The sequence below is a fragment of the Pseudomonas sp. NFR16 genome (assembly GCF_900108875.1).
Classification (GTDB): domain Bacteria; phylum Pseudomonadota; class Gammaproteobacteria; order Pseudomonadales; family Pseudomonadaceae; genus Aquipseudomonas.
The window spans coordinates 14015-34505 of record NZ_FNYJ01000004.1 but is presented as its reverse complement, the minus strand read 5'-3'; the positions used below and the strand labels follow the sequence as shown (position 1 = coordinate 34505).

The 20491-nt window shown below is 60.3% G+C and carries 18 protein-coding genes and 1 pseudogene; 9 read left to right on the top strand and 10 right to left on the bottom strand.

The window, feature by feature from the left end:
- Positions 1–187: 187 nt before the first annotated feature.
- The 8 genes from BMZ10_RS16100 to BMZ10_RS16065 all read right to left on the bottom strand — a co-directional run bounded on the left by BMZ10_RS16100 (position 188) and on the right by BMZ10_RS16065 (position 7906).
- On the bottom strand, positions 188–988 hold the full coding sequence (locus BMZ10_RS16100; RefSeq protein ID WP_093464281.1) for an ABC transporter ATP-binding protein: 801 nt from the start codon (positions 986–988) through the stop codon (positions 188–190).
- 41 nt (positions 989–1029) lie between these two features.
- Entirely contained in the window at positions 1030–1818 is a 789-nt protein-coding gene (locus BMZ10_RS16095; RefSeq protein ID WP_093464279.1) for an ABC transporter permease, read from the bottom strand.
- Positions 1815–2726 carry an ABC transporter permease gene (locus BMZ10_RS16090; protein ID WP_093464277.1) on the bottom strand — a complete coding sequence of 304 codons (912 nt, stop codon included), beginning with the start codon at positions 2724–2726 and terminating at the stop codon, positions 1815–1817. Before BMZ10_RS16090 ends, BMZ10_RS16095 begins: the two co-directional genes overlap by 4 nt.
- A gap of 4 nt (positions 2727–2730) precedes the next feature.
- Positions 2731–3849 (bottom strand): ABC transporter substrate-binding protein, encoded by a 1119-nt coding sequence (locus BMZ10_RS16085; protein ID WP_093464275.1) that lies wholly within the window; start codon positions 3847–3849, stop codon positions 2731–2733.
- 34 nt (positions 3850–3883) lie between these two features.
- On the bottom strand, positions 3884–4795 hold the full coding sequence (locus tag BMZ10_RS16080; protein WP_093464273.1) for a TauD/TfdA dioxygenase family protein: 912 nt from the start codon (positions 4793–4795) through the stop codon (positions 3884–3886).
- Positions 4796–5084: 289 nt separating this feature from the next.
- Positions 5085–5846 (bottom strand): hypothetical protein, encoded by a 762-nt coding sequence (locus BMZ10_RS16075; protein ID WP_093464271.1) that lies wholly within the window; start codon positions 5844–5846, stop codon positions 5085–5087.
- Between the two features lie 284 nt (positions 5847–6130).
- Positions 6131–7018, bottom strand: coding sequence for an SMP-30/gluconolactonase/LRE family protein (locus tag BMZ10_RS16070; protein WP_093464269.1), 888 nt, complete (start codon positions 7016–7018; stop codon positions 6131–6133).
- 63 nt (positions 7019–7081) lie between these two features.
- Entirely contained in the window at positions 7082–7906 is an 825-nt protein-coding gene (locus tag BMZ10_RS16065) for an NAD-dependent epimerase/dehydratase family protein (protein ID WP_093464267.1), read from the bottom strand.
- Positions 7907–8108: 202 nt separating this feature from the next.
- Between BMZ10_RS16065 and BMZ10_RS16060 the strand changes: the two genes are divergently transcribed.
- The 6 genes from BMZ10_RS16060 to BMZ10_RS16035 all read left to right on the top strand — a co-directional run bounded on the left by BMZ10_RS16060 (position 8109) and on the right by BMZ10_RS16035 (position 15318).
- Entirely contained in the window at positions 8109–9053 is a 945-nt protein-coding gene (locus tag BMZ10_RS16060; protein ID WP_093464264.1) for a substrate-binding domain-containing protein, read from the top strand.
- 93 nt (positions 9054–9146) lie between these two features.
- On the top strand, positions 9147–10658 hold the full coding sequence (locus tag BMZ10_RS16055; RefSeq protein ID WP_093464261.1) for a sugar ABC transporter ATP-binding protein: 1512 nt from the start codon (positions 9147–9149) through the stop codon (positions 10656–10658).
- Positions 10659–10662: 4 nt separating this feature from the next.
- Positions 10663–11634, top strand: coding sequence for an ABC transporter permease (locus BMZ10_RS16050; RefSeq protein ID WP_093464258.1), 972 nt, complete (start codon positions 10663–10665; stop codon positions 11632–11634).
- 141 nt (positions 11635–11775) lie between these two features.
- The gene (locus tag BMZ10_RS16045; protein WP_093464255.1) at positions 11776–12861 is read left to right on the top strand and encodes an alcohol dehydrogenase catalytic domain-containing protein; all 1086 of its coding nucleotides are present in this window, start codon (positions 11776–11778) and stop codon (positions 12859–12861) included.
- A 184-nt stretch (positions 12862–13045) separates the two neighbouring features.
- The gene (locus BMZ10_RS16040) at positions 13046–14578 is read left to right on the top strand and encodes an FGGY-family carbohydrate kinase (protein ID WP_093464253.1); all 1533 of its coding nucleotides are present in this window, start codon (positions 13046–13048) and stop codon (positions 14576–14578) included.
- 2 nt (positions 14579–14580) lie between these two features.
- Positions 14581–15318, top strand: coding sequence for an SDR family oxidoreductase (locus tag BMZ10_RS16035; protein ID WP_093464250.1), 738 nt, complete (start codon positions 14581–14583; stop codon positions 15316–15318).
- 375 nt (positions 15319–15693) lie between these two features.
- On the opposite strand, the gene BMZ10_RS16030 is transcribed toward BMZ10_RS16035, so the two are convergent.
- On the bottom strand, positions 15694–16707 hold the full coding sequence (locus tag BMZ10_RS16030) for a LacI family DNA-binding transcriptional regulator (RefSeq protein ID WP_093465538.1): 1014 nt from the start codon (positions 16705–16707) through the stop codon (positions 15694–15696).
- 275 nt (positions 16708–16982) lie between these two features.
- Here BMZ10_RS16030 and BMZ10_RS16025 point away from each other — a divergent pair, with 275 nt between their 5' ends.
- Together BMZ10_RS16025 and BMZ10_RS16020 are read left to right on the top strand one after the other, a co-directional pair.
- A complete protein-coding gene (locus BMZ10_RS16025) occupies positions 16983–18185 on the top strand; it encodes an MFS transporter (protein WP_093464247.1) in 1203 nt (400 codons plus the stop codon).
- Between the two features lie 4 nt (positions 18186–18189).
- Entirely contained in the window at positions 18190–18657 is a 468-nt protein-coding gene (locus BMZ10_RS16020; protein ID WP_177182145.1) for a metallophosphoesterase family protein, read from the top strand.
- Between the two features lie 5 nt (positions 18658–18662).
- On the opposite strand, the gene BMZ10_RS16015 is transcribed toward BMZ10_RS16020, so the two are convergent.
- Positions 18663–19454, bottom strand: a complete 792-nt coding sequence (locus BMZ10_RS16015) for a substrate-binding domain-containing protein (RefSeq protein WP_093464245.1) — start codon at positions 19452–19454, stop codon at positions 18663–18665.
- Between the two features lie 203 nt (positions 19455–19657).
- On the opposite strand from BMZ10_RS16015, the pseudogene BMZ10_RS28335 reads away from it, so the two are divergent.
- A pseudogene (locus BMZ10_RS28335) lies at positions 19658–20473 on the top strand (PAS domain-containing protein); the annotation flags it as partial.
- Between the last annotated feature and the right edge of the window lie 18 nt (positions 20474–20491).

Sequence of the window (20491 nt, the reverse complement as noted above, 5' to 3'; positions counted from 1 at the left end):
CTTGCGGCGTCGGTAGGACCGACGCCCATCCCGCCTAAAGCCGGTCCTGCGAAAAACTTGCGGCTTCCGTAGGACCGGCTTCAGCCGGGAAGAGGCCGGCGCATACTGTGGAGATGCAGGGGTAGGAAACCAGTCTTCGTCCGATGGGGGCCCCGAGCGTGCTCACTCCCAAAAACTGTCTGTTGGCCTAAGACAATTCGGCAAAATCACTCAGCACGTCATCGCGCAGGGCAATGAAACGCGCATCGCTGCGGTTGCGCGGTTGGGGCAAGTCGATGTCGACGATGCGCCGGATCCGGCCCGGATGCGGCTGCATCACCACCACGCGATCTCCCAGATAGACCGCTTCGTCGACGTCGTGGGTCACGTGGACCATGGTGATCTTTTCGTGCTGCCAGATGTTCTGCAGTTCTCTCTGCAGGCGGGTTCGGGTCAGGGCGTCTAGGGCGCCGAAAGGCTCGTCGAGCAGCAACACGCTGGGGCGATTCACCAGCCCTCTGGCAATAGCCACGCGCTGCGCCATGCCGCCGGAGATCTGATGCGGATAAGACTCCGTGAAGTCCTGCAGACCGACCAGATGAATGTGCTCGCGTACGGTGTCGCGTTTCTGCGCGGGCGTCAGCGGCGCATTTTTAAGGCCCACGGCGACGTTCTGCTCCACCGTCAGCCAGGGAAACAGGCGGTGATCCTGAAACACGATCCCGCGCTCCAGGCCGGTGCCTTTGATCGGCTTTTCGTCCAGCAGGATGCGGCCGTCGAATTCCTCATCCAGCCCCAGAATCAGCCGCAGCAGCGTAGACTTGCCGCAGCCGCTGGCGCCGACGATCGTGATGAATTCGCCGGGCGCGATGTCGAGCTGAACGTTGTCCAGCACTTGCAGGCGGGTGTCGGCACTGGCGCTGAAATGTTTGCTGATGTTCTCAAGGCGCAGGCCGTTGCCTTGCCGGGCCGCAGGCGTCTGCGCAGGGAGCGATTGAATGGCGGGCATGATTGATTCCTTTGAAATACGGGATAAGTCAGGATTGGCGATCAGCGCGGCAAAATGCCGTAGAGCCGTTGCATGCGCCGTTCCAGACGACGGGCCAAGACGTTGAGCGCCCAGCCGACGAGGCCAATGACGATCATGCCGAACAGCACCAGATCCATCATGAAATGCTCGCTGCCGTCGATCAGCGCGTTACCGATGCCTTCGCCGGAGACCAGCAGATATTCAGCCCCGATGGTGGCCAGCCATGAATACACCAGCGCCAGATAGATGCCTGTGAATATCGATGGCAGCGCGGCGGGAAGCATGACGCCGACGATGGTCTGCCAGCGGGTGAAGCGGTACACCTTCGCCACTTCCAGCAACGCAGGGGAAACGCTGCGCAGGCCGTCGCATGTGTTCACCACCACAGGCACCAGCGCCGCCAGCGAAAGAAACACCACTTTGGCGACGTCACCCAGGCCGAACCAGACCGAGATCAACGGAATCCAGGCGAACAGTGAGATTTGCTTGAAGGTGTTGAAACTGGGCCCGACCAGACGCTCGAACAATCTTGAGAAACCCAGCAGGCAACCGAGCACCAGGCCCAGCGTGGTGCCGATGAAAAAGCCACTGAGATCACGGGCCAGGCTGGCTGAAATCGCCCGCCAGAATTGCCCGGACGACACTTGCTCCCACGCAGTGACCGCCACTTTGCCCGGCGACACCAAGAGCCCGGAATCACTGAATCCCTGACTGGCGGCCAGCCACCACACTGCGATACCCACAATGGGCACGACCCAGCCTCGGTAGCGTGGACCTTGACTGCTTCGCGCAGCCGTCAATGTGCTCATGCCAGGCTCCTCGTCGGGGTCGTCCGACCTTTGTTCAGACGGCGTTCGATGAACTCGAAACTGCGATCGATCAGCAATCCGACCGTGCCGACCACTACGACCGCCGCCATCACCAGATCGAGCTGAAACAGCTGACGGCCGTAAGCGATCAGGTAACCCAGCCCTTCACTGGACGCGAGCAGCTCGACGACCACCAGCGACAGCCAGGCCTTGGTGAAACCCAGGCGCAGCCCGGTGAAAATCGGTGCCACGGCCGAGGGAAGCACGATGTCTGTCACGATCTGGCGTTGGCTGAAACCGTAAGCGCGACCCACTTCCAGCAGGCGTTTGGGCACTTCGTGAAACGCCTGGAGCGTGCACAACGTCACGGGCACCAGCGCGGCGTGGGCGATCAGCACGTACTTGAGCGGCTCGCCGATGCCGAACAGCAGCAACGCAAAGGGCATCCAGCCCAAGACCGGAATCTGCACCAGCGCGTTGAAGGTTGGCAGCAGGTAATCCTCGATCGTTTTCGACAATCCCATCGCCAGACCCAGGCCAATGCCCAGACTTGAACCGATCAGAAAGCCCACCAGCACGCGTTGCAGGCTGGCCGACGCGTTGAGCCACAAGTCGCCGCTGGTGATCAGATCTCCCAGCGTCTGATACACAAACGCAGGGGGTGGCAGCACTTGCTCGGACAGCCAGCCCCGCTCGGTGCCCAGGTACCAGAGCCCGAGCAGCGCCAGCGGCAGCAGCCAGGGCAGGGCGCCGTTGAGGGCGCGGCTTCGCCAGGCGGTTTTCGCCGCGTGCGCGTGCGGTACGCGTCGAGGCGCGCGCACCGGGGCCGCAGGCAGGCGTTCAATGGTCGCGCGCTTTTTGGCGGGCAGCGATTGCGCGTCAAGCGCAGGCGCATGGGCTCTGGCCATGTCATCAGCCTCCGTTATTGACGGGTTTGTCCGAAGACGCCGTCGCGTTGTTCGCAGGCTGCTTGCCGTCGGCGCCATAGGCGGTCCAGTAATTCTGCAGACCCTTGGCCTTCAGCGCGTTCTCCAGATAACGGGTTTCGAACCAGCCATCGATCGACACCGGCCGACGGATCATTTTTTCTTCCTTGGCCTGGTCGGCGACCGCCTGATAGCGCGTGCGCAGAAACTCGTCCACCAACGGCGAGGCGCTGTCGCGCAGGCTCAGATGATCGAAATCGGCTTTGAGCGACGCCACCGGCTCGTTGGTTTTGGCCCATTCGTTGAGTACGGCGTCGCGGTTGTTTTCATCGGATTCCCACTTGGCCGCATCGACCAGCGTGTCGACGACTTTCTGCACGTTGTCCGGGTGCTCTTTCTCGTAGGCGCCGCGAACCACGAGCGCGCACTGACGGGTGTAGCGCACTTCGTTTTTCGGGTTGTCGAAGATGATGTCGACCAGCCCCTGATCGCGCAGCTTGAACAGCTCGCGCCCACCGAATGCCGCATCGACGCCTTTGGAAACCAGAGCGGCCTGACTGCTGCCGCTGTCCAGGTTGATCACCTTCAGGTCGCGTTCGGTGAGGCCGTGATCGGCCAGCAGGTTGATCGAAACCAGATGGCCGTTGGTGCCGCGAAACACGGCCACTTTCTTGCCCTTCAGGTCCTCGATGGTTTTGATGTCCGAGCCCTTGGGCACGGCGAGGTAGACGTTGGAACGCACACCGATGGCCGCCAGCAGCTTGGTATCCAGGCCATTTGAGCGGCCCACCACCTGCGGCAGGTCGCCTTCATAGGCGAAGTCCAGTTGCTGATTCGACAGGGCCTCGTTGACCGCAGGCCCCGCGCCTTTGAAGAAGAACCACTGCACTTCGGTACCGGTGCCCGCGAAGGCTTTTTCCAGTAATTGCTGATTGCGCACGATGCCCAGCGGCGACCCGCTGAAGGTGACCGGATCACCGCCACCGGCGGACGCCACACCAATGCGAATCACGTCCGCTTCGGCCAAGGGCATCATCAGCAGCGCCGCCAGTGCGGTAGCTACGCTTTTCGTGCTGAATACAGATGTTCGCTTGGCCTTTGCCATGACGTTTCTTCCTTAGATAAATGAGAGGAGCGAGTCAGGCCGCCAAGTGTTTCTTGTCGGCTTCTGTCTTCGGCGAGAGGGTGTCGGGTGTGGGTTTGATCGCCTGGCTTGCACGACCGTCAACGCCCACCGGAATGTCGCCCGCAATGGTGGTACGACGCACCACGCGTTCGGCGTTGCCGTAGTCGTTGATGGCGATGTGTTGAGTGGCGCGGTTGTCCCAGATGACCACGTCGCCCTCGCTCCAGCGCCAGCGCACGGTGTTGTCCAGATGGGTGATGCGATCGTGGAACAGGCGGATCAGTTGCCTGGAATCATTACTGCTGACGCCCTGAATCTGCTTCACGAAATGGCCCAGCAGCAGGCTGCGTTCGCCGGTTTCCGGATGCACGCGCACCAGTGGGTGTTCGGTCTCATAGACTTCGGCAGTGAACTGCTCGCGGTAGCGCTTCACGCCCGCGTCGCCGGTATCCCGCGGCGCCGCATAGTCGTAGAGGTTGGTGTGCAGGGCGCGCAGGCTATCGGCCAGGGCTTTCAACGGAGTCGGCAGGTCGGCGTAGGCCGAGGCCGTGTTGGCCCAGACGGTGTCGCCGCCGTAGGGTGGAATCACCACACCGCGCAGGATGGAAATCTTGGGGTAGTTGGCGACGAAGGTCACGTCGGTGTGCCAGGAATTGGCCCGCGTTTCCTTGGCGTCGAGATGAAGAATGGCGCTGCTTTTCTCGGCCGAACGAACGGTGGGGTGCGGAACCTGATCGCCAAAGCGGCGGGAAAAACTTTCGTGTTCTTCGTCGTTGAGAAACTGATCGCGGAAAAACAGCACCTTGTGTTTGAGCAGTGCTTGATTGATGAAATCGAAATCCTGCTCGGAAATATCACCGGAAAGTCTGACGCCGCTCAACTCGGCGCCAATTCGTCCTGCCACGGGTTTGATCTGAATCGCCATCTGCCTGACTCCTGTTCAGGTTGTTGTGGCTCAGATCATAAAGATATAAATCGGCAGATTGCTAATCACCTTTTTTCATAAATATAGAAGGAGACTTTATGCGGCGTATTTATGAAGATAACCAAATAACATAAGGTTATTTCGGCTTTGCCGAGTGGCTTCATTTCGGTAAGTGGCAAACGGATCGGGCAGTGGAAAGACCAAGCGCCTAGTGTGTTCCCGATGTCCTGCACGGCAGCCAAGAACCCGCTGAATGCGGCGTGCCAGGCACACCGCATCCTCGGTTGCATCAGGTCTGGGGCACGTCGTCTTGAAGATTGGGGCCCTTCAATGTGCCCAGAGATTTGCGCAAACGACTCGCCAGCGAACTGCTGCCGTGCACGTTGTGATAGTGAAAGACCGCCGTTGCGCGTAACGCGTCCTCGGCCACCGGCAGGTTGGTGTGCAGCGAGCGGTAGCCCCAGAACAGGTACATGTGTCCGGGCTGCATGACGATCCGGGTAAACGCCTGTTCATCACGTGCAACCCGGTCTCTCAAGTAGCGCTGCACCCACTTGTTGTCCACCAGCACCTTGTCCAGCAGGTTGTGCAGGTAACTGCGCCGGATGGGCCGGCGATTGGGCAGCATCAACAGATCGCCGCGCTCTCCGGTCTGGGGCAGGCACACCGGCATGATCGTGGTGAGCACGTAGGAATCGTAATGAAAGATCAGCGACTCCCGACGCCCGCCGTTGCCGGTCAGGCAGCGCAGGGTCTGGGACATGCCATTGTCTGCCGGGCGCTGCCCGGTGACGCCGGCCGTGATGCGTCGGCAGAGGTCGACAAAGTCATGCGATATGCCCCAGTCATAAAGAGGCGTGCCTTGAACACTCTCGCGGCCAGACAGCGCAACGTAGTTGTAGCCAGCATCAGCCACGGTCTGACTGACCAGAGCGCGCAGTTCGTTCAATTGTCGGTCAGTGGCCCAATCCGGCAAGACGGCATAACCGTCAGCGTCGATGGCCTTGATCAGGCTGTTGACCTGAGCATCCGAAAAGGTTGTGTAGGGCATCGATTGCAACCTCAGTTCGTAGTCCGCGGAACGTGGAAAAGCCCTCGGACCTACTGCCTGAGATGTACCGATTCAGCCGGGCGAATCGACAGACTAGCACCTAGCACAAACTTATTTTCACGCCCTGATTAAATATTTCAAATAATTTCGATTCGCGTCAAAAAACGTTGTTTTTCGTCCGTTTTTGAAACAGATCGGCGCAGAAGCCGCCTGTGGTGCGGCTTCTGACTGTCACAGATTTGTGTCACATTGTGTTGCGGAGCTAACTCACAGGCGCTGCCGTTTCAGCCCTGAAACAACGGTTCTTCGATTCCGCACACGCCAGGTCGCAAAGCGAATACGCCGCCCGCCAGCGGTTGATGCTTCAAGTCGCCGCCTGGGCGAATCGAGGTCACGAAAAGCGTGTCCAGATCGCGGCCGCCGAAAGCGCACATGGAAGGTTTTTTCACCGGCACCGACAGTGAGCGATCCAGTTTGCCCTGCGGTGTGAAACGGTGGATCAGCCCCTCGTCGTTACCGCAGATCCAGTAGCACCCTTCGGCATCGACCGCCGCGCCATCCGGACGACCCGCAAACTCCATCATGTCCACGAACAGTCGGCGATCATGCGGTGTGCCGCTGTCGCTGTCGTACTCGAACGCCCAGATTTTCTGCACCGAAGGATGCGAATCGGAGAGGTACATGGTCTTGCCGTCCGGACTGAAGCCCAGCCCGTTCGGCACGATCATGTCGCTGACGTAAGCCTGCAGCGGCTCGGGCTGGTGCGCCGAATAGCGGTACAGCGACCCGACCACCGAGGCTTGTGCCATGTCGGTGAACATCGTGCCCGCCCAGAAGCGGCCCTGGCGGTCACAACGGCCATCGTTGAAGCGCATGCCCGGACGCGGATGGTCGACGTCGATCAGCCGCTCTGACGCAAGGCTGCCATCGCCCTGAGGACGAAGGCGAAACAGCCCGTCTTCCATGCCCGCCAGCCAACTGCCGTCACCGTAACCGGCGATGCAGGCCAGCATCTGCGGGGCCTCCCAGCGGGTTGTCTGATTATCGGCAGGGTTCCAGCGATACAAATGCCGCGCTGGAATATCCACCCAGTAAAGCGCTTGCTCTTGTGCATTCCAGACAGGGCACTCGCCGGTAGCATTGCGCGCATCAAAAATCAGCTCAGCCTGCATGGCGAACCTTCTGTGAAATGTGTCGGAGGGAGGCTGACGCGAGGTCAGCCGTTTCGCGGGACATTATTCGTCGCCGAATGGCCCCGAGGCCACGAAGGCACCGCCCTGATAGACCATCGCAGGATCGTCGGAGGCCGGCATAGGCTGCGCTTCGACTTTGCTGCGAAATTGCGCGGAGCTGTCCTTGGGTGAATAGCCCAGGTGATTGGCCAGGCGGTTGTCCCACCAGACTTTCTCATTGTTCGAAGCGCCGTACACGACGGTGTGACCAACGTTGGGCGTGAAAAGGCCGCGCTCGATCAATTGGGTCAGGTCGTCATAGCTCAGCCAACTGCTCAGCATGCGGCGGTTCTGTGCTTCCGGGAATGAGGAGCCGATGCGGATGCTCACGGTTTCGATGCCGTAACGGTCAAAATAGAAGCTCGCCATATCTTCGCCGTACGACTTCGATAGCCCGTAATAGCTGTCAGGACGACGCACGGCGCTGGCGTCGATGGTTTCATCCTGCCGATAGAAGCCGATGACATGGTTGGAGCTGGCGAATATCACGCGCTTGACGCCATGACGGCGGGCGGCCTCGTAGATATGGAAAACGCCGCAGATGTTCGGGCCAAGGATTTCTTCAAAGGGGCGCTCAACCGAAACGCCGCCAAAGTGGACGATTGCGTCAACACCTTCGACCAGCGCATCCACGGCTTTCTTGTCGGCCAGATCGCACTGCTGCACTTCTTCGTGAGGACCGGCAGCAGGCGCCATTTCAGCAATGTCGGACAAGCGCAGGACCTTGGCATAAGGCCGCAGCTTTTCGCGCAACACTTTGCCCAGACCGCCAGCGGCGCCGGTCAGCAGGATGCGATTGAGCGGGGTCTGGAAACTGGATTGAGTCATAAGGTGAGCCCTGATTCTGACGTTGTTGTTATTAAGGTCATGTGTTGTCGTATGACATGCCGAGGATTATCGGCAGCGCTCGTCGGCATTGTCAACGAAACCCCCTTCTTGTTTGTTGCCAGCCTGATTTTTCTCTGCTAATTTCAAAAATGTTAACGATGACATTTCCGCCTTAACAATAAAAACAACGGGATTTTTCGCTATGACAACTCGCCTCAAGAAAGGCTGTTCAGCCGTTTTATGTTCGCTCGCTATCGCTGTCGCCAGCGTTGGTGCCGTCACCGTCCAGGCTGCCGACGCCAAGGCCGGCCCGTTGAAAATCGGCGCCTCGTTCCAAGAGATCAACAACCCCTATTTCGTGACCATGAAAGACGCCCTGCAGGATGCGACCGGCAGCATCGGCGCGACCTTGCTGGTCACAGACGCGCGCCACGATGTGTCCAAGCAGATCAGCGACATCGAGGACATGCTGCAGAAGGGCATCGACATCCTGATCATCAACCCGACCGATTCGGTGGGCGTGCAGTCGGCGGTCAAGCAGGCCCACGACAAAGGCGTGGTGGTGGTCGCGGTCGATGCGCAGGCCAATGGCCCGCTCGATTCCTTCGTCGGTTCGAAAAACTACGACGCAGGCGTTCAGGCGTGCGAATACCTGGCCAAGAGTATCGGTGGCAAAGGCGATGTGGGGATTCTCGATGGCATTGCCGTGGTGCCGATTCTTGAGCGCGTGAAGGGCTGTAAAGATGCGCTGGCCAAACATCCTGACATCAAGATCGTCAGTATCCAGAACGGCAAACAGGAACGCGATCAGGCACTCAGCGTGACCGAGAACATGCTGCAGGCCCAGCCGAATCTCAAAGGCCTGTTCAGCGTCAACGACAACGGCTCGCTCGGGGCGTTGGCGGCGATCGAATCAAGCGGCATGGACGTCAAGCTGACCAGCGTCGATGGCGCGCCTGAGGCCGTGAAAGAAATCCAGAAGCCGAACAGCAAATTCATCGCCACGTCCGCTCAATACCCACGCGACCAAGTGCGTCTGGCCCTGGGGCTTGCGCTCGCGAAGAAATGGGGCTCACAAGTCCCGGCAACCATTCCGGTGGACATCCTGCTGGTGGACCAGGCCAAGGCCAAGACCTTTTCCTGGTAACGGGCCTGTGGTCGCCCGCTGACGCTTGAGAATCAGGCGGGCGCCACGGATTTGGAGTGAGTAGCGCAGTGATCCTGCTGCGACGAGGTGCGCATGAGCTGCCTTCTGCAATTGGAAAACATCTGTAAAAGCTATCCCGGCGTGCACGCGCTCAAGTCGATCAACCTTTCGGTCGAGCGCGGCGAAATTCATGCCCTGCTCGGCGAGAACGGCGCGGGCAAATCGACGTTGATGAAGATCCTTGCCGGTGTCGAACATCAGGACCATGGCAGCATTCTCATCGACGGCGCCGAGCAGCATTTCGCGACGTACAACGAAGCCATCGCTGCCGGCATCGGTATCGTGTTTCAGGAGTTCAGCCTGATTCCCTATCTCAATGCCGTGGAGAACATTTTCCTCGGTCATGAGATCGTCAACGGGCTTGGGCTCTTGCGCAAGAACGAGATGCGCGGGAAGGCCATCGCGCTGTTCGATCGCCTGGGGGTGAAGATCAACCTCGATTGTTCGGTGCAGCACCTGAGCGTGGCCGAGCAGCAGTTCGTCGAGATCGCCAAGGCCCTGGCCCTCGAGGCGCGCCTGTTGATCCTTGATGAACCCACCGCAACCCTGACGCCGTCCGAAGCGGAACTGTTGTTCGACATCATGCGCGAGCTGAAAAGCCAGGGTGTGGCGGTGATCTTCATCTCTCATCATCTGGAGGAAATTTTCCAGGTCTGCGATCGCATCAGCGTGTTGCGTGACGGTGCCAATGTGGGCGCGCTGACGGTTGCCGACAGCGACATCGACACGCTGGTGGAAATGATGGTCGGACGTCGTCTGGAGGCAAGCTTTCCGCCGAAGCCGACTCAGGCTCGTGGCGAGGTCGTGTTGCAGGTTCGCGACATTCAGCTGACCCGCAACGGCCCGCACAACAGCTTCGATCTGCATAAGGGCGAAATCCTCGGGTTCGCCGGGCTTGTGGGCTCCGGGCGGACCGAGCTGGCACTGGGCGTCATTGGCGCGTTGCCGGTGGTGAGCAAGGACGTGCTGTTGCGCGGGCAGACGGTCAACCTCAGCGATCCGGCTCATGCGCTGGCCAATGGCATCGGACTGCTGCCTGAAAGCCGCAAGAGCGAAGGGTTGATCGTCGATTTCACCATTCGCGAAAACATCTCGTTGAACAATCTGGGCAAGTACGAGGGCGCCGCGCACTTGCTCGACCGGCACAAGGAAGACGTGACCACCGAAGACCTAATGAAGCAGCTGTCGATCAAGGCGCCGACCTGCGAAAGTCGGGTGCTGAACCTCAGTGGCGGCAATCAGCAGAAGGTCGTCATCGCCCGCTGGATCAATCATCACTGCGACATTCTGATCTTCGACGAACCGACGCGAGGCATCGACGTCGGCGCCAAGGCGGAAATCTACAACCTGATGCGCAAACTCACCGAACAAGGCTTCGCGATCATCATGATCTCTTCGGAACTGCCGGAAATCATCGGCATGTGCGATCGCGTCGCCGTCTTCAACAAGGGCGCCATCGTCAACGTGCTGCAGGCAAGCGATATCAACCCGCAAGAGGTGATGCGCCATGCCACCGGGAGTCTGAACAGTGAACACCTCCATTAAAACCATGACGACGCAAACCGACCGCACCCGGCACAACATGAAGCTCAACTTCGCCAGGCTCATCCGCTCTCCGGCGTTCTACCCCTTTGTCGGGTTGGTGGTGGTGACGGTTTTCATGATCTTCGCCAGCGACAAGTTTCTCACTGGCGCGAACCTGGAAAACATTGCGCGGCAGGTTTCGATCAACGCAATCATCGCGGTTGGCATGACGTGCGTGATTCTCACCGGCGGCATCGATCTGTCGGTGGGGCCCGTGATGGCGCTGTCCGGGACGCTGACCACCGGGCTGATGGTGGCGGGCGTGCCTGCACCGATCGCTATTCTGATCGGATTGATGATCGGCGTGGGCTTCGGCGTTGGTAACGGCATTTTCGTCGCCTACCTGAAAATGCCGCCGATCATCGTCACGCTGGCGACGATGGGCATCGCCCGCGGCCTGGGCCTGATGTACACCGACGGGTATCCGATTTCCGGCATGCCGGACTGGTTCGCCTGGTTTGGTCGGGGCACGTTGTTCGGCATTCAGGTGCCGATCCTGATCATGGTGCTGACGTACTTCTTCGCCTGGGTGCTGCTGCAGCACACGCGTATCGGTCGGTATGTATACGCCATCGGCGGCAATGAAGAAGCGGTGCGGCTGTCCGGCGTGCGTGCCTCGCGCTTCAAGCTGCTGGTGTACTCGATCAGCGGACTGACGGCGGCGATTGCCGGGCTGGTGCTGTCGTCGCGCCTGATGAGCGGCCAGCCGAACGCCGGTGTCGGTTTTGAGCTGGATGCGATCGCGGCGGTGGTGCTCGGCGGTGCGTCGATTGCCGGCGGTCGTGGCGTGATCATCGGCACCCTCGTCGGCGCGATGTTGCTGGGCGTGCTCAACAACGGTCTGAACATGCTCGGCGTGTCGCCTTACGTGCAGAGCGTGATCAAGGGCGCAATCATTTTGCTGGCGATTTTCATCAGTCGGCAGCGGCATAAATAAACCGATTCGAACACTGCACCTGTAGGAGCGCGCTTGCCCGCGATTGCGTCATGTCAGACGACAACATGTTTTCAGGGCTGACGTCATCGCGGGCAAGCGCGCTCCTACAGGGCACCAATCAGCCTCATGAGGTAACCCGACATGGAAAACAACACAAAAACCACCATGCAAGCCGTCGTCTGCCATGCCCCGAAAGACTACCGTCTGGAGCAGATCAGCAAGCCGGTGGCGCGCATCAACGAGCTGGTGATCCGCATCGGCGCATGCGGCATCTGCGCCAGTGACTGCAAATGCCATTCGGGCGCGGCCATGTTCTGGGGCGGGGAAAGCCCTTGGGTCAAGGCGCCCGTGGTGCCGGGGCATGAGTTTTTCGGTTACGTGGATTCAGTGGGCGAAGGCGCCGAAGAGCACTTTGGCGTGAAGGTCGGTGACAAGGTGATTGCCGAACAGATCGTGCCCTGCGAGAAGTGCAAGTTCTGCAAATCCGGCAAGTACTGGATGTGCGAAGTGCACAACATTTTCGGTTTTCAGAAAGACGTAGCCGAGGGCGGCATGGCGCAATACATGCGCATCCCGAAGACCGCCATCGTGCACAAGATTCCCGAGTCGGTTTCGCTGGAAGACTCCGCGCTGATTGAGCCGATGGCGTGCTCGATCCACACCGTCAACCGCGGCGATGTGCAGCTTGACGACGTGCTGGTGATTGCCGGTGCCGGTACGCTGGGCCTGTGCATGGTTCAGGTCGCGGCATTGAAGACGCCGAAGAAGCTGGTGGTCATTGACATGGTTGACGAACGCCTGGAACTGGCGAAGAAATTCGGCGCCGACGTCGTGATCAACCCCAGCCGCGACAACGCCAGGGAGATCATCAACGGCCTCACCGACGGCTACGGCTGCGACGTGTATATCGAAACCACCGGCGTGCCGGTGGGCGTGACTCAGGGCCTGGACCTGATTCGCAAACTGGGGCGTTTCGTCGAGTTCAGCGTATTCGGCGCCGAGACCAGCGCCGACTGGTCGATCATTGGTGATCGCAAGGAACTGGACGTGCGTGGCGCGCACTTGGGCCCGTACTGCTACCCGATCGCCATTGACCTGTTCGAGCGTGGGCTGGTCACCTCCGAAGGCATCGTCACCCACGACTTCGGCCTGGACGACTATGCCGAAGCGTTCGAACTGGCGAACTCCACCAAGTCGATCAAGGTGCTGCTCAAGCCGGTCAGTTGATGCCTCACCCCTGTAGAAGCGTGGCTTGTCCCGCGAACGGCGACGGAGTCGTAAATCCGATGAATACGGTGTGTCAGAAAGACCGTATTGGCAGATTTTACGACGGGTTCCCCGCCGGTCGCGGGACAAGCCACGCTCCCACAGGTGATGCGCAAGACCTTCAATAACAAGAGAGCGCACGAAGATGGAATACGTCATTGGGGTCGACATCGGCACCCAGAGCACCAAGGCGTTGCTGGTCGATGGCCAAGGCCGGATCGTCGCGCAGCACAGTCACAGCTATAAGGTCGACACCCCCAGACCGCGTTGGGCCGAGCAATGGCCGCAGGTGTGGCTGGACGCCGTTGAAATCTGCATCGCCGCGTGCGTGCGTGACAGCGCCGTGCCCAGAGACAGCATCAAGTCGCTCTGCGTCAGCAGCCTGTACGGCGGCTCCGGGATTGCAGTCGATGCGCAGATCAAAGCGCTGTATCCCTGCCTGATCTGGATGGACCGCCGCGCTGAAGAACAGGTCGAGTGGGTCAAGGATCACGTCGACCTGGAGCGGCTCTACGCGATCACCGGCAACGGCGTCGACAGTTACTACGGCTTCACCAAAATGCTCTGGTTGCGGGATAAACAGCCGCAGGTCTGGCGTGACACCCGCTATTTACTGCCGCCCAACAGTTACATCAATTACTGCCTGACTGGCGAAGTGGCGGTGGATCACAGTTCGGCCGGCAATATCGGAGGCGTCTACGACGTGGCATCGCGTGGCTGGTCGGTGGAGATGCTCGACGCACTGGGCATCCCGCCGTCGATGATGCCCGAACGGCTGGTGCATTCAGGTGAAGTGGTCGGCGGACTGCTCGAAGGGTGGGCCGAACGACTGGGTCTCAACGCCGGGATTTCCGTGCTGGGCGGCGGCGTCGATGCGGCCATGGCGACCTTCGCGGCAGGCGTGACCCAGGCCGGAAACCACGTCGCGATGATCGGCACGAGCATGTGCTGGGGCTACATCAATCAGCAGGTCGACGCCCGCCATGGACTGGTCAGTTTTCCTCACGTGTTCAACGGTGCCAAGGACCTCTACATTTTCGGCGGCGCGATCACCGCCGGGGCTTCGGTCAGCTGGTTTCGCGAGCAGTTCTGCCAGGCCGAAGAGCAGCAGGGCCGGGAGACCGGCGAAGACAGCCATGCCATTCTGGAACGTGCGGCGAGCACCCTTCCGGCCGGCAGCGAGGGCCTCCTGTTTCTGCCGTATCTGATGGGCGAACGCAGCCCGGTCTGGGACGCCAAGGCCAGTGGCAGCTTCGTCGGCCTGAACCTGTTTCACAGCCGTAATCACCTGTACCGCGCGGTGCTGGAAGGGGTGACGTTCGCGCTTCGGCACAACATCGAGGCGGGCACGCGCGGTGCGCAGTCGCTGGATCCGCGACTGATCGTGGTCGGGGGCGCCAGCCATTCGGATTTGTGGATGCAGATCATCGCCGACGTCACCGGTTTCCCGGTCTACACCATTGTTCAGGAGGTCGAGGCCGCCCTGGGCGCGGCGTTGCTCGCAGCCCATGCCGTCGGTCTTGTCGATGAGGATCAGGTGCACAAAGGCTGGGTCGAGCTGAGGCTGCGCGCCGAGCCCCAAGCGCAAAACGTCGCAGTCTATTCCCGGCTGTTCGCCGATTACGTGGCGCTGTATCCAGCGTTGAAACCGATCATGCATCGTCTTCAGGAAGCCTGAATGTGAACTCTGTCCGTTTTGATTTCAGTGGCCAACGGGTGCTCGTCACCGGGGCAAGCAGCGGCATCGGCAAAGCAGTCGCTCAGCAGTTGATCGACTGCGGCGCTGAGGTGTACGCCATGGGGCGCGATGCAGCGGCCCTTGAACAGCTCGCTGGGCAAGGCTGTAAGCCAGTGCGCGTGGAAATGTCCGATCAAGCGCAACTGGCTGCAGTTCTGGCCGATCTGCCGGTGATGAACGGTGTGGTCAACTGCGCCGGCATTTCGATTCTGGAAGCGGCTACCGATGTCAGCGCCGCGGCCTTCGATCAGGTCATGACGGTCAACGTCCGCGCCGCTGCAATGGTGGCGGCCAGTGCTGCCAAGGCCATGATTGAGGCAGGCGTGGCAGGCAGCATCGTCAACGTGTCGAGCCAGGCGTCTCTGGTCGCGCTGGACGATCACCTGAGTTACTGCGCATCCAAAGGCGCGATGGACGCGATGACGCGCGTGCAGTGCGGCGAATGGGGCCGGCACGGGATCCGGGTCAACAGCGTCAACCCGACCGTCACGCTGACCCCCATGGCGCAGATGGCCTGGAGCGAGCCGAGCAAGCGCGACCCTGCTTTGGCGGCCATTCCACTGGGGCGCTTCGCGGAAACCGCGGAAGTGGCCGCGCCGATCCTGTTCCTGTTGAGCAGCGCGGCGTCGATGATCAGCGGTGTGTCGCTGCCCATCGATGGCGGCTATACCAGCAAGTAGCGATCAGGTCTTGCAGGAGCGCGCTTGCCCGCGAAGCCTGCTTTCCAACCACTGCATCTCCACGGCATGCATTGGCCTCTTCCCGGCTGAAGCCGGTCCTACAGACGCTACGGGTTTTCCGTAGGAGCTGCTGAAGCCGGTCCTACAGACGCTACGGGTTTTCCGTAGGAGCTGCTGAAGCCGGTCCTACAGACGCTGCAAGCTTTTGCGTAGGAGCTGCTGAAGCCGGTCCTACAGACGGCGCAAGCTTTCCGTAGGACCGGCTTTAGCCGGGAAGGCGTCGGATGTGACGCCGTTGATCAAAGGGGGCATTAACAGACAGCGGGCTCGCTCGCACAGGTTTTGTATTCGAGATGAGGTCAGTCCAGCGACTCCTCACAACACCCCATTCTCCAGCTCCCCGACAATCACCACTTTGGCTTTCGGCAGAAACCGGTCCTGTATCCGCTCAAGCAGCATGGTGACCGCGCTGCTGCCTGCCCGTGAGGCATCGTGGGCGATGCAGGCGATGGGAATGCCGAAAATGTCAGCGAACGGAAGGCGGTCGATGCCGCAGATGGCGACGCTGTCGTGGGCGATGTTTCGATCGCGCAGGGCTTTCATGGCGCCCAGCGTGATCAGCTGGTTGAAGCCGAAAATCGCATCCGGGACCGGCTGTTCGCGCAGATAATCCAGTGTGCTCTGGTAGGACGGCTCCAGCGTGTAATCGCCCGCGAACACGTGCAGTTGCACCGGTTTGCCACCCTCGGCCAGGGCCGCCTTGACGCCTTTGAGCCGTTCCTCGGATATCCGCGAATGAGCCGGGCCCGTCAGCACCAGCATGCGTTCGGCCTGCGGACTTTGCGTCAGCAGATAGCGCGCGCCTTTCAGACCGCTGTGGTAGTTATCCAGCACCACATGGCTGAACCCACTGGCGTGCAGTGCGCGATCCAGCTGCACCACGGGCACATCGCCGTTGCTCAGGCGGCTGAGATAGCCGGGCTGGTACTCCGGTTCATCAGAGACCGGCGACAGAATGATCCCTGCCACGCGATAGCTGAGCAACGTGTCGACGGCTTTGGCTTCAAGCTCTTCGGATCCGTCGGTATCGACCAGCATGATGGTGTAACCGTGCTTTTTGGCTTCACGGGAAATCGCCTTGATCATCTCGCTGTAAAACGGGTTGTCCACCGAGGCGGTAATCACACCGATGATCATGCTCTCGCTGCGTTTGAGGCTGCGGGCGAAGGCGTTGGGGACGTAATCCAGTTCCTGAGCCACTTCGAGAATGCGCGCCAGGGTGGCGGGCTTGACCAGATCGGGTTTGTTCAGCGCGCGGGACACAGTGACAGGCGTCATGTTCACGCGGCGGGCAATGTCGGAAATAGTGACAGGCGTTCTTTTGCTCATGGGGCTTTTGGCTGCCTTGAAATCGGACAACATGAGGGCAGTCACAGTCGTCGCTCGATGACGCAAGGCTAGCACGAAGACGCCCGAAATGGACTCGACGGGCGTTTGGAATGTTATCGTTTTCATCGACAGTTTCCGCGGCATTGCAGGCAGGCATGCAAGTCGGTCGAACGCAGGGATGCATGCCGTAGTCCATTCGCTACAGCGAATATTTTCAATACGTGGCACAGGCTTGGGCGGATAATCGTGATCCACTCACGTTTTCAGGAGACTTCATGACCTCGTCAGCCTCATCTTCCACGCGCGACTTCTTCATCGCCGCCTGCGCTCTGCTGATCGCCATGGTCGGCACCACGCTGCCGACGCCGCTGTATGCGATCTACCAGCAACGACTGGGTTTTGATGCGAGCTGGTTGACGATCATCTTTTCGATCTACGCAGCCGGCGTGATCGCGGCCTTGCTGGCAGTCGGCAGTTGGTCCGATCAGCTTGGGCGCAAGCCGCTGCTGATTGCCGGCCTGACGATGGGCGCGGTGAGTGCGGTGATTTTTCTGCTGAGCGATTCGGTCGGCGGCCTGCTGATCGGCCGCCTGTTTTCGGGTTTCAGCGCGGGCATCATGACCGGCACCGCGACGGTGGCGGTGATTGAGCTGGCGCCGAAAACCTGGAAAAACGCCACGCTGGTGGCCACGGCCGCGAACATGCTGGGCCTCGGGCTGGGCCCGTTGCTCGCCGGTTTCACGTCGCAATACTTGCCCGACGCGCTGCACCTGGTGTTCTACGTGCACCTGGTTTTGTTGCTGCTCGCAGCGGTGGGGATCTTCCTGATTCGTGAAACGGTACAACGTCCGGCGACATTGAAACTGAGCATCCAGAAGCCCTCCGTTCCGCCCTCGGTGCGCAGTGTTTTCATCTCCGCCTCGATTGCCGGGCTGGCCGGTTTCAGCGTTGCAGGTCTGTTCACCAGCATGGTGCCGTCGGTGATGATTCACATCATGCAGGTGCACGCAGGATTACTGATCGGCGCGGTGATCGGCTTGTTTTTCGTGGCCTCGATCATCGGCCAGGCGCTGCTGCAATGGCTGCCCAAGGCACAACACATGACGCTGGGCTGCTTGGGCCTGATCGTGGGCATGATCTGTCTGGGGCTGAGCATCGCGACCGCGCAACTGGCGCTGCTGATTGCCGCAGGCGTGGTGAGCGGTATCGGTCAGGGCATGATTCTGCGCGCGGGAATGGGCGCCGTGACGGCCAGCAGTCCGCCGCATCACAAAGCCGCCGTGACGTCGGCGTTCTTCGTGGTGCTCTATGTTTCGATTTCGGTGCCAGTGGTCGCAGTCGGCTTCAGCGTCAGGGCGTTCGGCCTGGAGCATGTCGGCGAATTCTTCGCATCGCTGGTGGCGGTGGTCGCCTTGCTGGCGATGATCAGCATGAAGCGGGTGCAGTCGCGTCAGGCGCAAGCTGCCGCCGGGAGTTGAAACGATGAGCGTGAAAGTCGGCCTGATTTCAGACACCCACGGCCTGTTGCGGCCTCAGGCGCTTGAGGCGCTGCAGGGGTGTGATTACCTCATTCATGGCGGCGACATCGGCAACCCGCAGATCCTGGAAACGCTCAGCGCGATTGCGCCGTTGACCGTGGTGCGCGGCAACAACGACACCGATGACGCCTGGGCTGCCGACGTCCCTCACGAGGCTGTTCTGCGGGTCGGCAAATTGGCTATTTATGTCACGCACATTCTTGCCGACGTGCCTGAGACGCTGCCGCCGGATGTTGCCGTGGTCGTCACCGGGCATTCGCACAAACCGCTGCAGCAGACCCGGCACGGCGTGCTGTTCATCAATCCCGGCAGCGCGGGGCCACGGCGCTTCAAATTGCCGATCAGCGTGGGCGTGCTCTATATCGACGAGCACGAAGTGCGTGGCGAACTGATTGAGCTGGCGCTGAGCTGACGCGCTTACTTCGCGATCGGGTCCAGACCACTGGCCTTGATTGCGGGGGCTGCCGCCGACGAACTCATGAAGTCCAGAAACTGTTTTGCCTGTTCGGGGTGTTTGCTCTTGGTCACGACGCCCGCCGAATACAGCGTCATCTGTTGGGCCTGATCGGGAATCAGACCGATGATGTCGATGCCGTCCACCGGCTTCAGTTCGCTCAACTGCTGGAAGCCGATTTCGGCCTCGCCGTTGGCGACCACTTCACCCACCGGTTTTGCCGGAATCATGTGGCTCTTGCTTTGAATACGGTCGGCGACGTGCATTTGGTTGAACAGCACGCGTGACAGATAAACACCGCTGGCGCTGTCGGAATAGGCGATGCTCTTGGCGTCGAGCAGGGTCTGTTTGAAGGCGTCCATCGTGCTGATATCGGGATGCGGCGCACCATGACGCACGGCCATGGCGATGTAGGATTTGCCCAGATCGACGCGGGTTTTCGGATCGACCTGGCCGTCTTTGATCAGCTTGTCGAGCGCGGCGCCGACCATCAGTACGACGTCGGCAGGCTCTTGTCTGGCCAGTCGGTTGGGAATGGCTTGCGGCGTTGCGCCCATCGATGGCGCTACCTCGCCCTGCAGTTTGACGCCCACGCGCTGCTCGTATTCCGGCGTGACTGCCTTGAAGGCGCCCATGATGCCGCCGGAGCTCAGAACGATCAGTTGCACGGGCGCGGAGGCCGTTGCGGCATGAGTAAAAGCCGCAGGAATGAAGGTAATAGCGGCGCTCAGCAGGTAGGGCAGGATTTTTTTCATGAAGATTAACCTGGCAGTGTTGGATGTGGATCTGACGATAGAAAACAGCGCGGGCAGTATGTGGCAATTGTGCGATGAGTAAATCCCTTTCTTGCTCACGTCCCCCTTCACTGACGCCATTGCCGGCACCAGGTTCAGTCTGACGCGCCCGTGCAGCCGACGAGGCGCCCCGCCTCCGTCTCAAGAAAGCCGGGCCTGCGCCGATGTTCATATCGATCCCCATCATCTTTGTGGAAGTTCACACCGTCATGTTCAATAAACGTCTCAAACAAGAGTTGTTGGCCCTGCGCGAGGAGCTTTCGTCCGTGGAGCAGGTGAGAAGCAGTCTGGACAGCGAGATGCTTGGCATGCGTCTGGACCCACAAGGAAGGATCGAGTCAGTCAACGGCAATTTCGAAGACGAAATGCTCTACAGGAATTCGGATCTGGCTGGCCGGTTGATCGATGATCTGGTCCCGGCCCATGTCAAAGGCCTGGATTTCTATCACCGGCTGAAAAACGCGATCGGCCGCGGCGAACACCTGAGCGGGGCACTGCGCCTGCTGCGCGGGAATGGTCAGGAGGCATGGCTGCGCTCGATTCTGCAGCCGGTGCATGACAGCAGCGGCCGGGTGAAGTACTTCACCATTCACTCAAGCGATCTGACCCGCACGATCGAAAACTCCCGCGAGCATGAGAACCTGATCGAAGCGTTGCAGCGCTCGACTGCCGTGATCGAGTTCAACCTCGACGGCGAAGTGCTCACCGCCAACCAGCGCTTCCTCGGCGCGATGGGTTATTCGCTGGCACAGATTCAAGGCAAGCATCACCGGATGTTCTGCGAGCCGGAGGAATACAACTCTCCTGAGTACCGGACGTTCTGGGATAAATTGCGTCAGGGCGAATTCATCGCCGAGCGGTTCAAGCGAGTGGACAGCCAAGGGCGGGTCGTTTGGCTGGAGGCGTCTTATAACCCCATCTCAGACGCTCATGACCGGCTGTACAAAGTGGTCAAGTTCGCCACGGTCATCACTGAGCAAGTCAATCGCGAGATCGCG

Excerpts from the sequence above, each read along its gene's own strand:
- BMZ10_RS16050 (WP_093464258.1), top strand. The coding sequence starts at position 10,663 with ATGACGACGCAAACCGACCGCACCCGGCACAACATGAAGCTCAACTTC.
- BMZ10_RS16020 (WP_177182145.1), top strand. The coding sequence starts at position 18,190 with ATGAGCGTGAAAGTCGGCCTGATTTCAGACACCCACGGCCTGTTGCGG.
- BMZ10_RS16040 (WP_093464253.1), top strand. The coding sequence starts at position 13,046 with ATGGAATACGTCATTGGGGTCGACATCGGCACCCAGAGCACCAAGGCG.
- BMZ10_RS16055 (WP_093464261.1), top strand. The coding sequence starts at position 9,147 with ATGAGCTGCCTTCTGCAATTGGAAAACATCTGTAAAAGCTATCCCGGC.
- BMZ10_RS16080 (WP_093464273.1), bottom strand. The coding sequence starts at position 4,795 with ATGGCGATTCAGATCAAACCCGTGGCAGGACGAATTGGCGCCGAGTTG.
- BMZ10_RS16085 (WP_093464275.1), bottom strand. The coding sequence starts at position 3,849 with ATGGCAAAGGCCAAGCGAACATCTGTATTCAGCACGAAAAGCGTAGCT.
- BMZ10_RS16015 (WP_093464245.1), bottom strand. The coding sequence starts at position 19,454 with ATGAAAAAAATCCTGCCCTACCTGCTGAGCGCCGCTATTACCTTCATT.
- BMZ10_RS16075 (WP_093464271.1), bottom strand. The coding sequence starts at position 5,846 with ATGCCCTACACAACCTTTTCGGATGCTCAGGTCAACAGCCTGATCAAG.
- BMZ10_RS16065 (WP_093464267.1), bottom strand. The coding sequence starts at position 7,906 with ATGACTCAATCCAGTTTCCAGACCCCGCTCAATCGCATCCTGCTGACC.
- BMZ10_RS16030 (WP_093465538.1), bottom strand. The coding sequence starts at position 16,707 with ATGAGCAAAAGAACGCCTGTCACTATTTCCGACATTGCCCGCCGCGTG.
- BMZ10_RS16100 (WP_093464281.1), bottom strand. The coding sequence starts at position 988 with ATGCCCGCCATTCAATCGCTCCCTGCGCAGACGCCTGCGGCCCGGCAA.
- BMZ10_RS16060 (WP_093464264.1), top strand. The coding sequence starts at position 8,109 with ATGACAACTCGCCTCAAGAAAGGCTGTTCAGCCGTTTTATGTTCGCTC.
- BMZ10_RS16045 (WP_093464255.1), top strand. The coding sequence starts at position 11,776 with ATGGAAAACAACACAAAAACCACCATGCAAGCCGTCGTCTGCCATGCC.
- BMZ10_RS16090 (WP_093464277.1), bottom strand. The coding sequence starts at position 2,726 with ATGGCCAGAGCCCATGCGCCTGCGCTTGACGCGCAATCGCTGCCCGCC.
- BMZ10_RS16095 (WP_093464279.1), bottom strand. The coding sequence starts at position 1,818 with ATGAGCACATTGACGGCTGCGCGAAGCAGTCAAGGTCCACGCTACCGA.
- BMZ10_RS16070 (WP_093464269.1), bottom strand. The coding sequence starts at position 7,018 with ATGCAGGCTGAGCTGATTTTTGATGCGCGCAATGCTACCGGCGAGTGC.
- BMZ10_RS16025 (WP_093464247.1), top strand. The coding sequence starts at position 16,983 with ATGACCTCGTCAGCCTCATCTTCCACGCGCGACTTCTTCATCGCCGCC.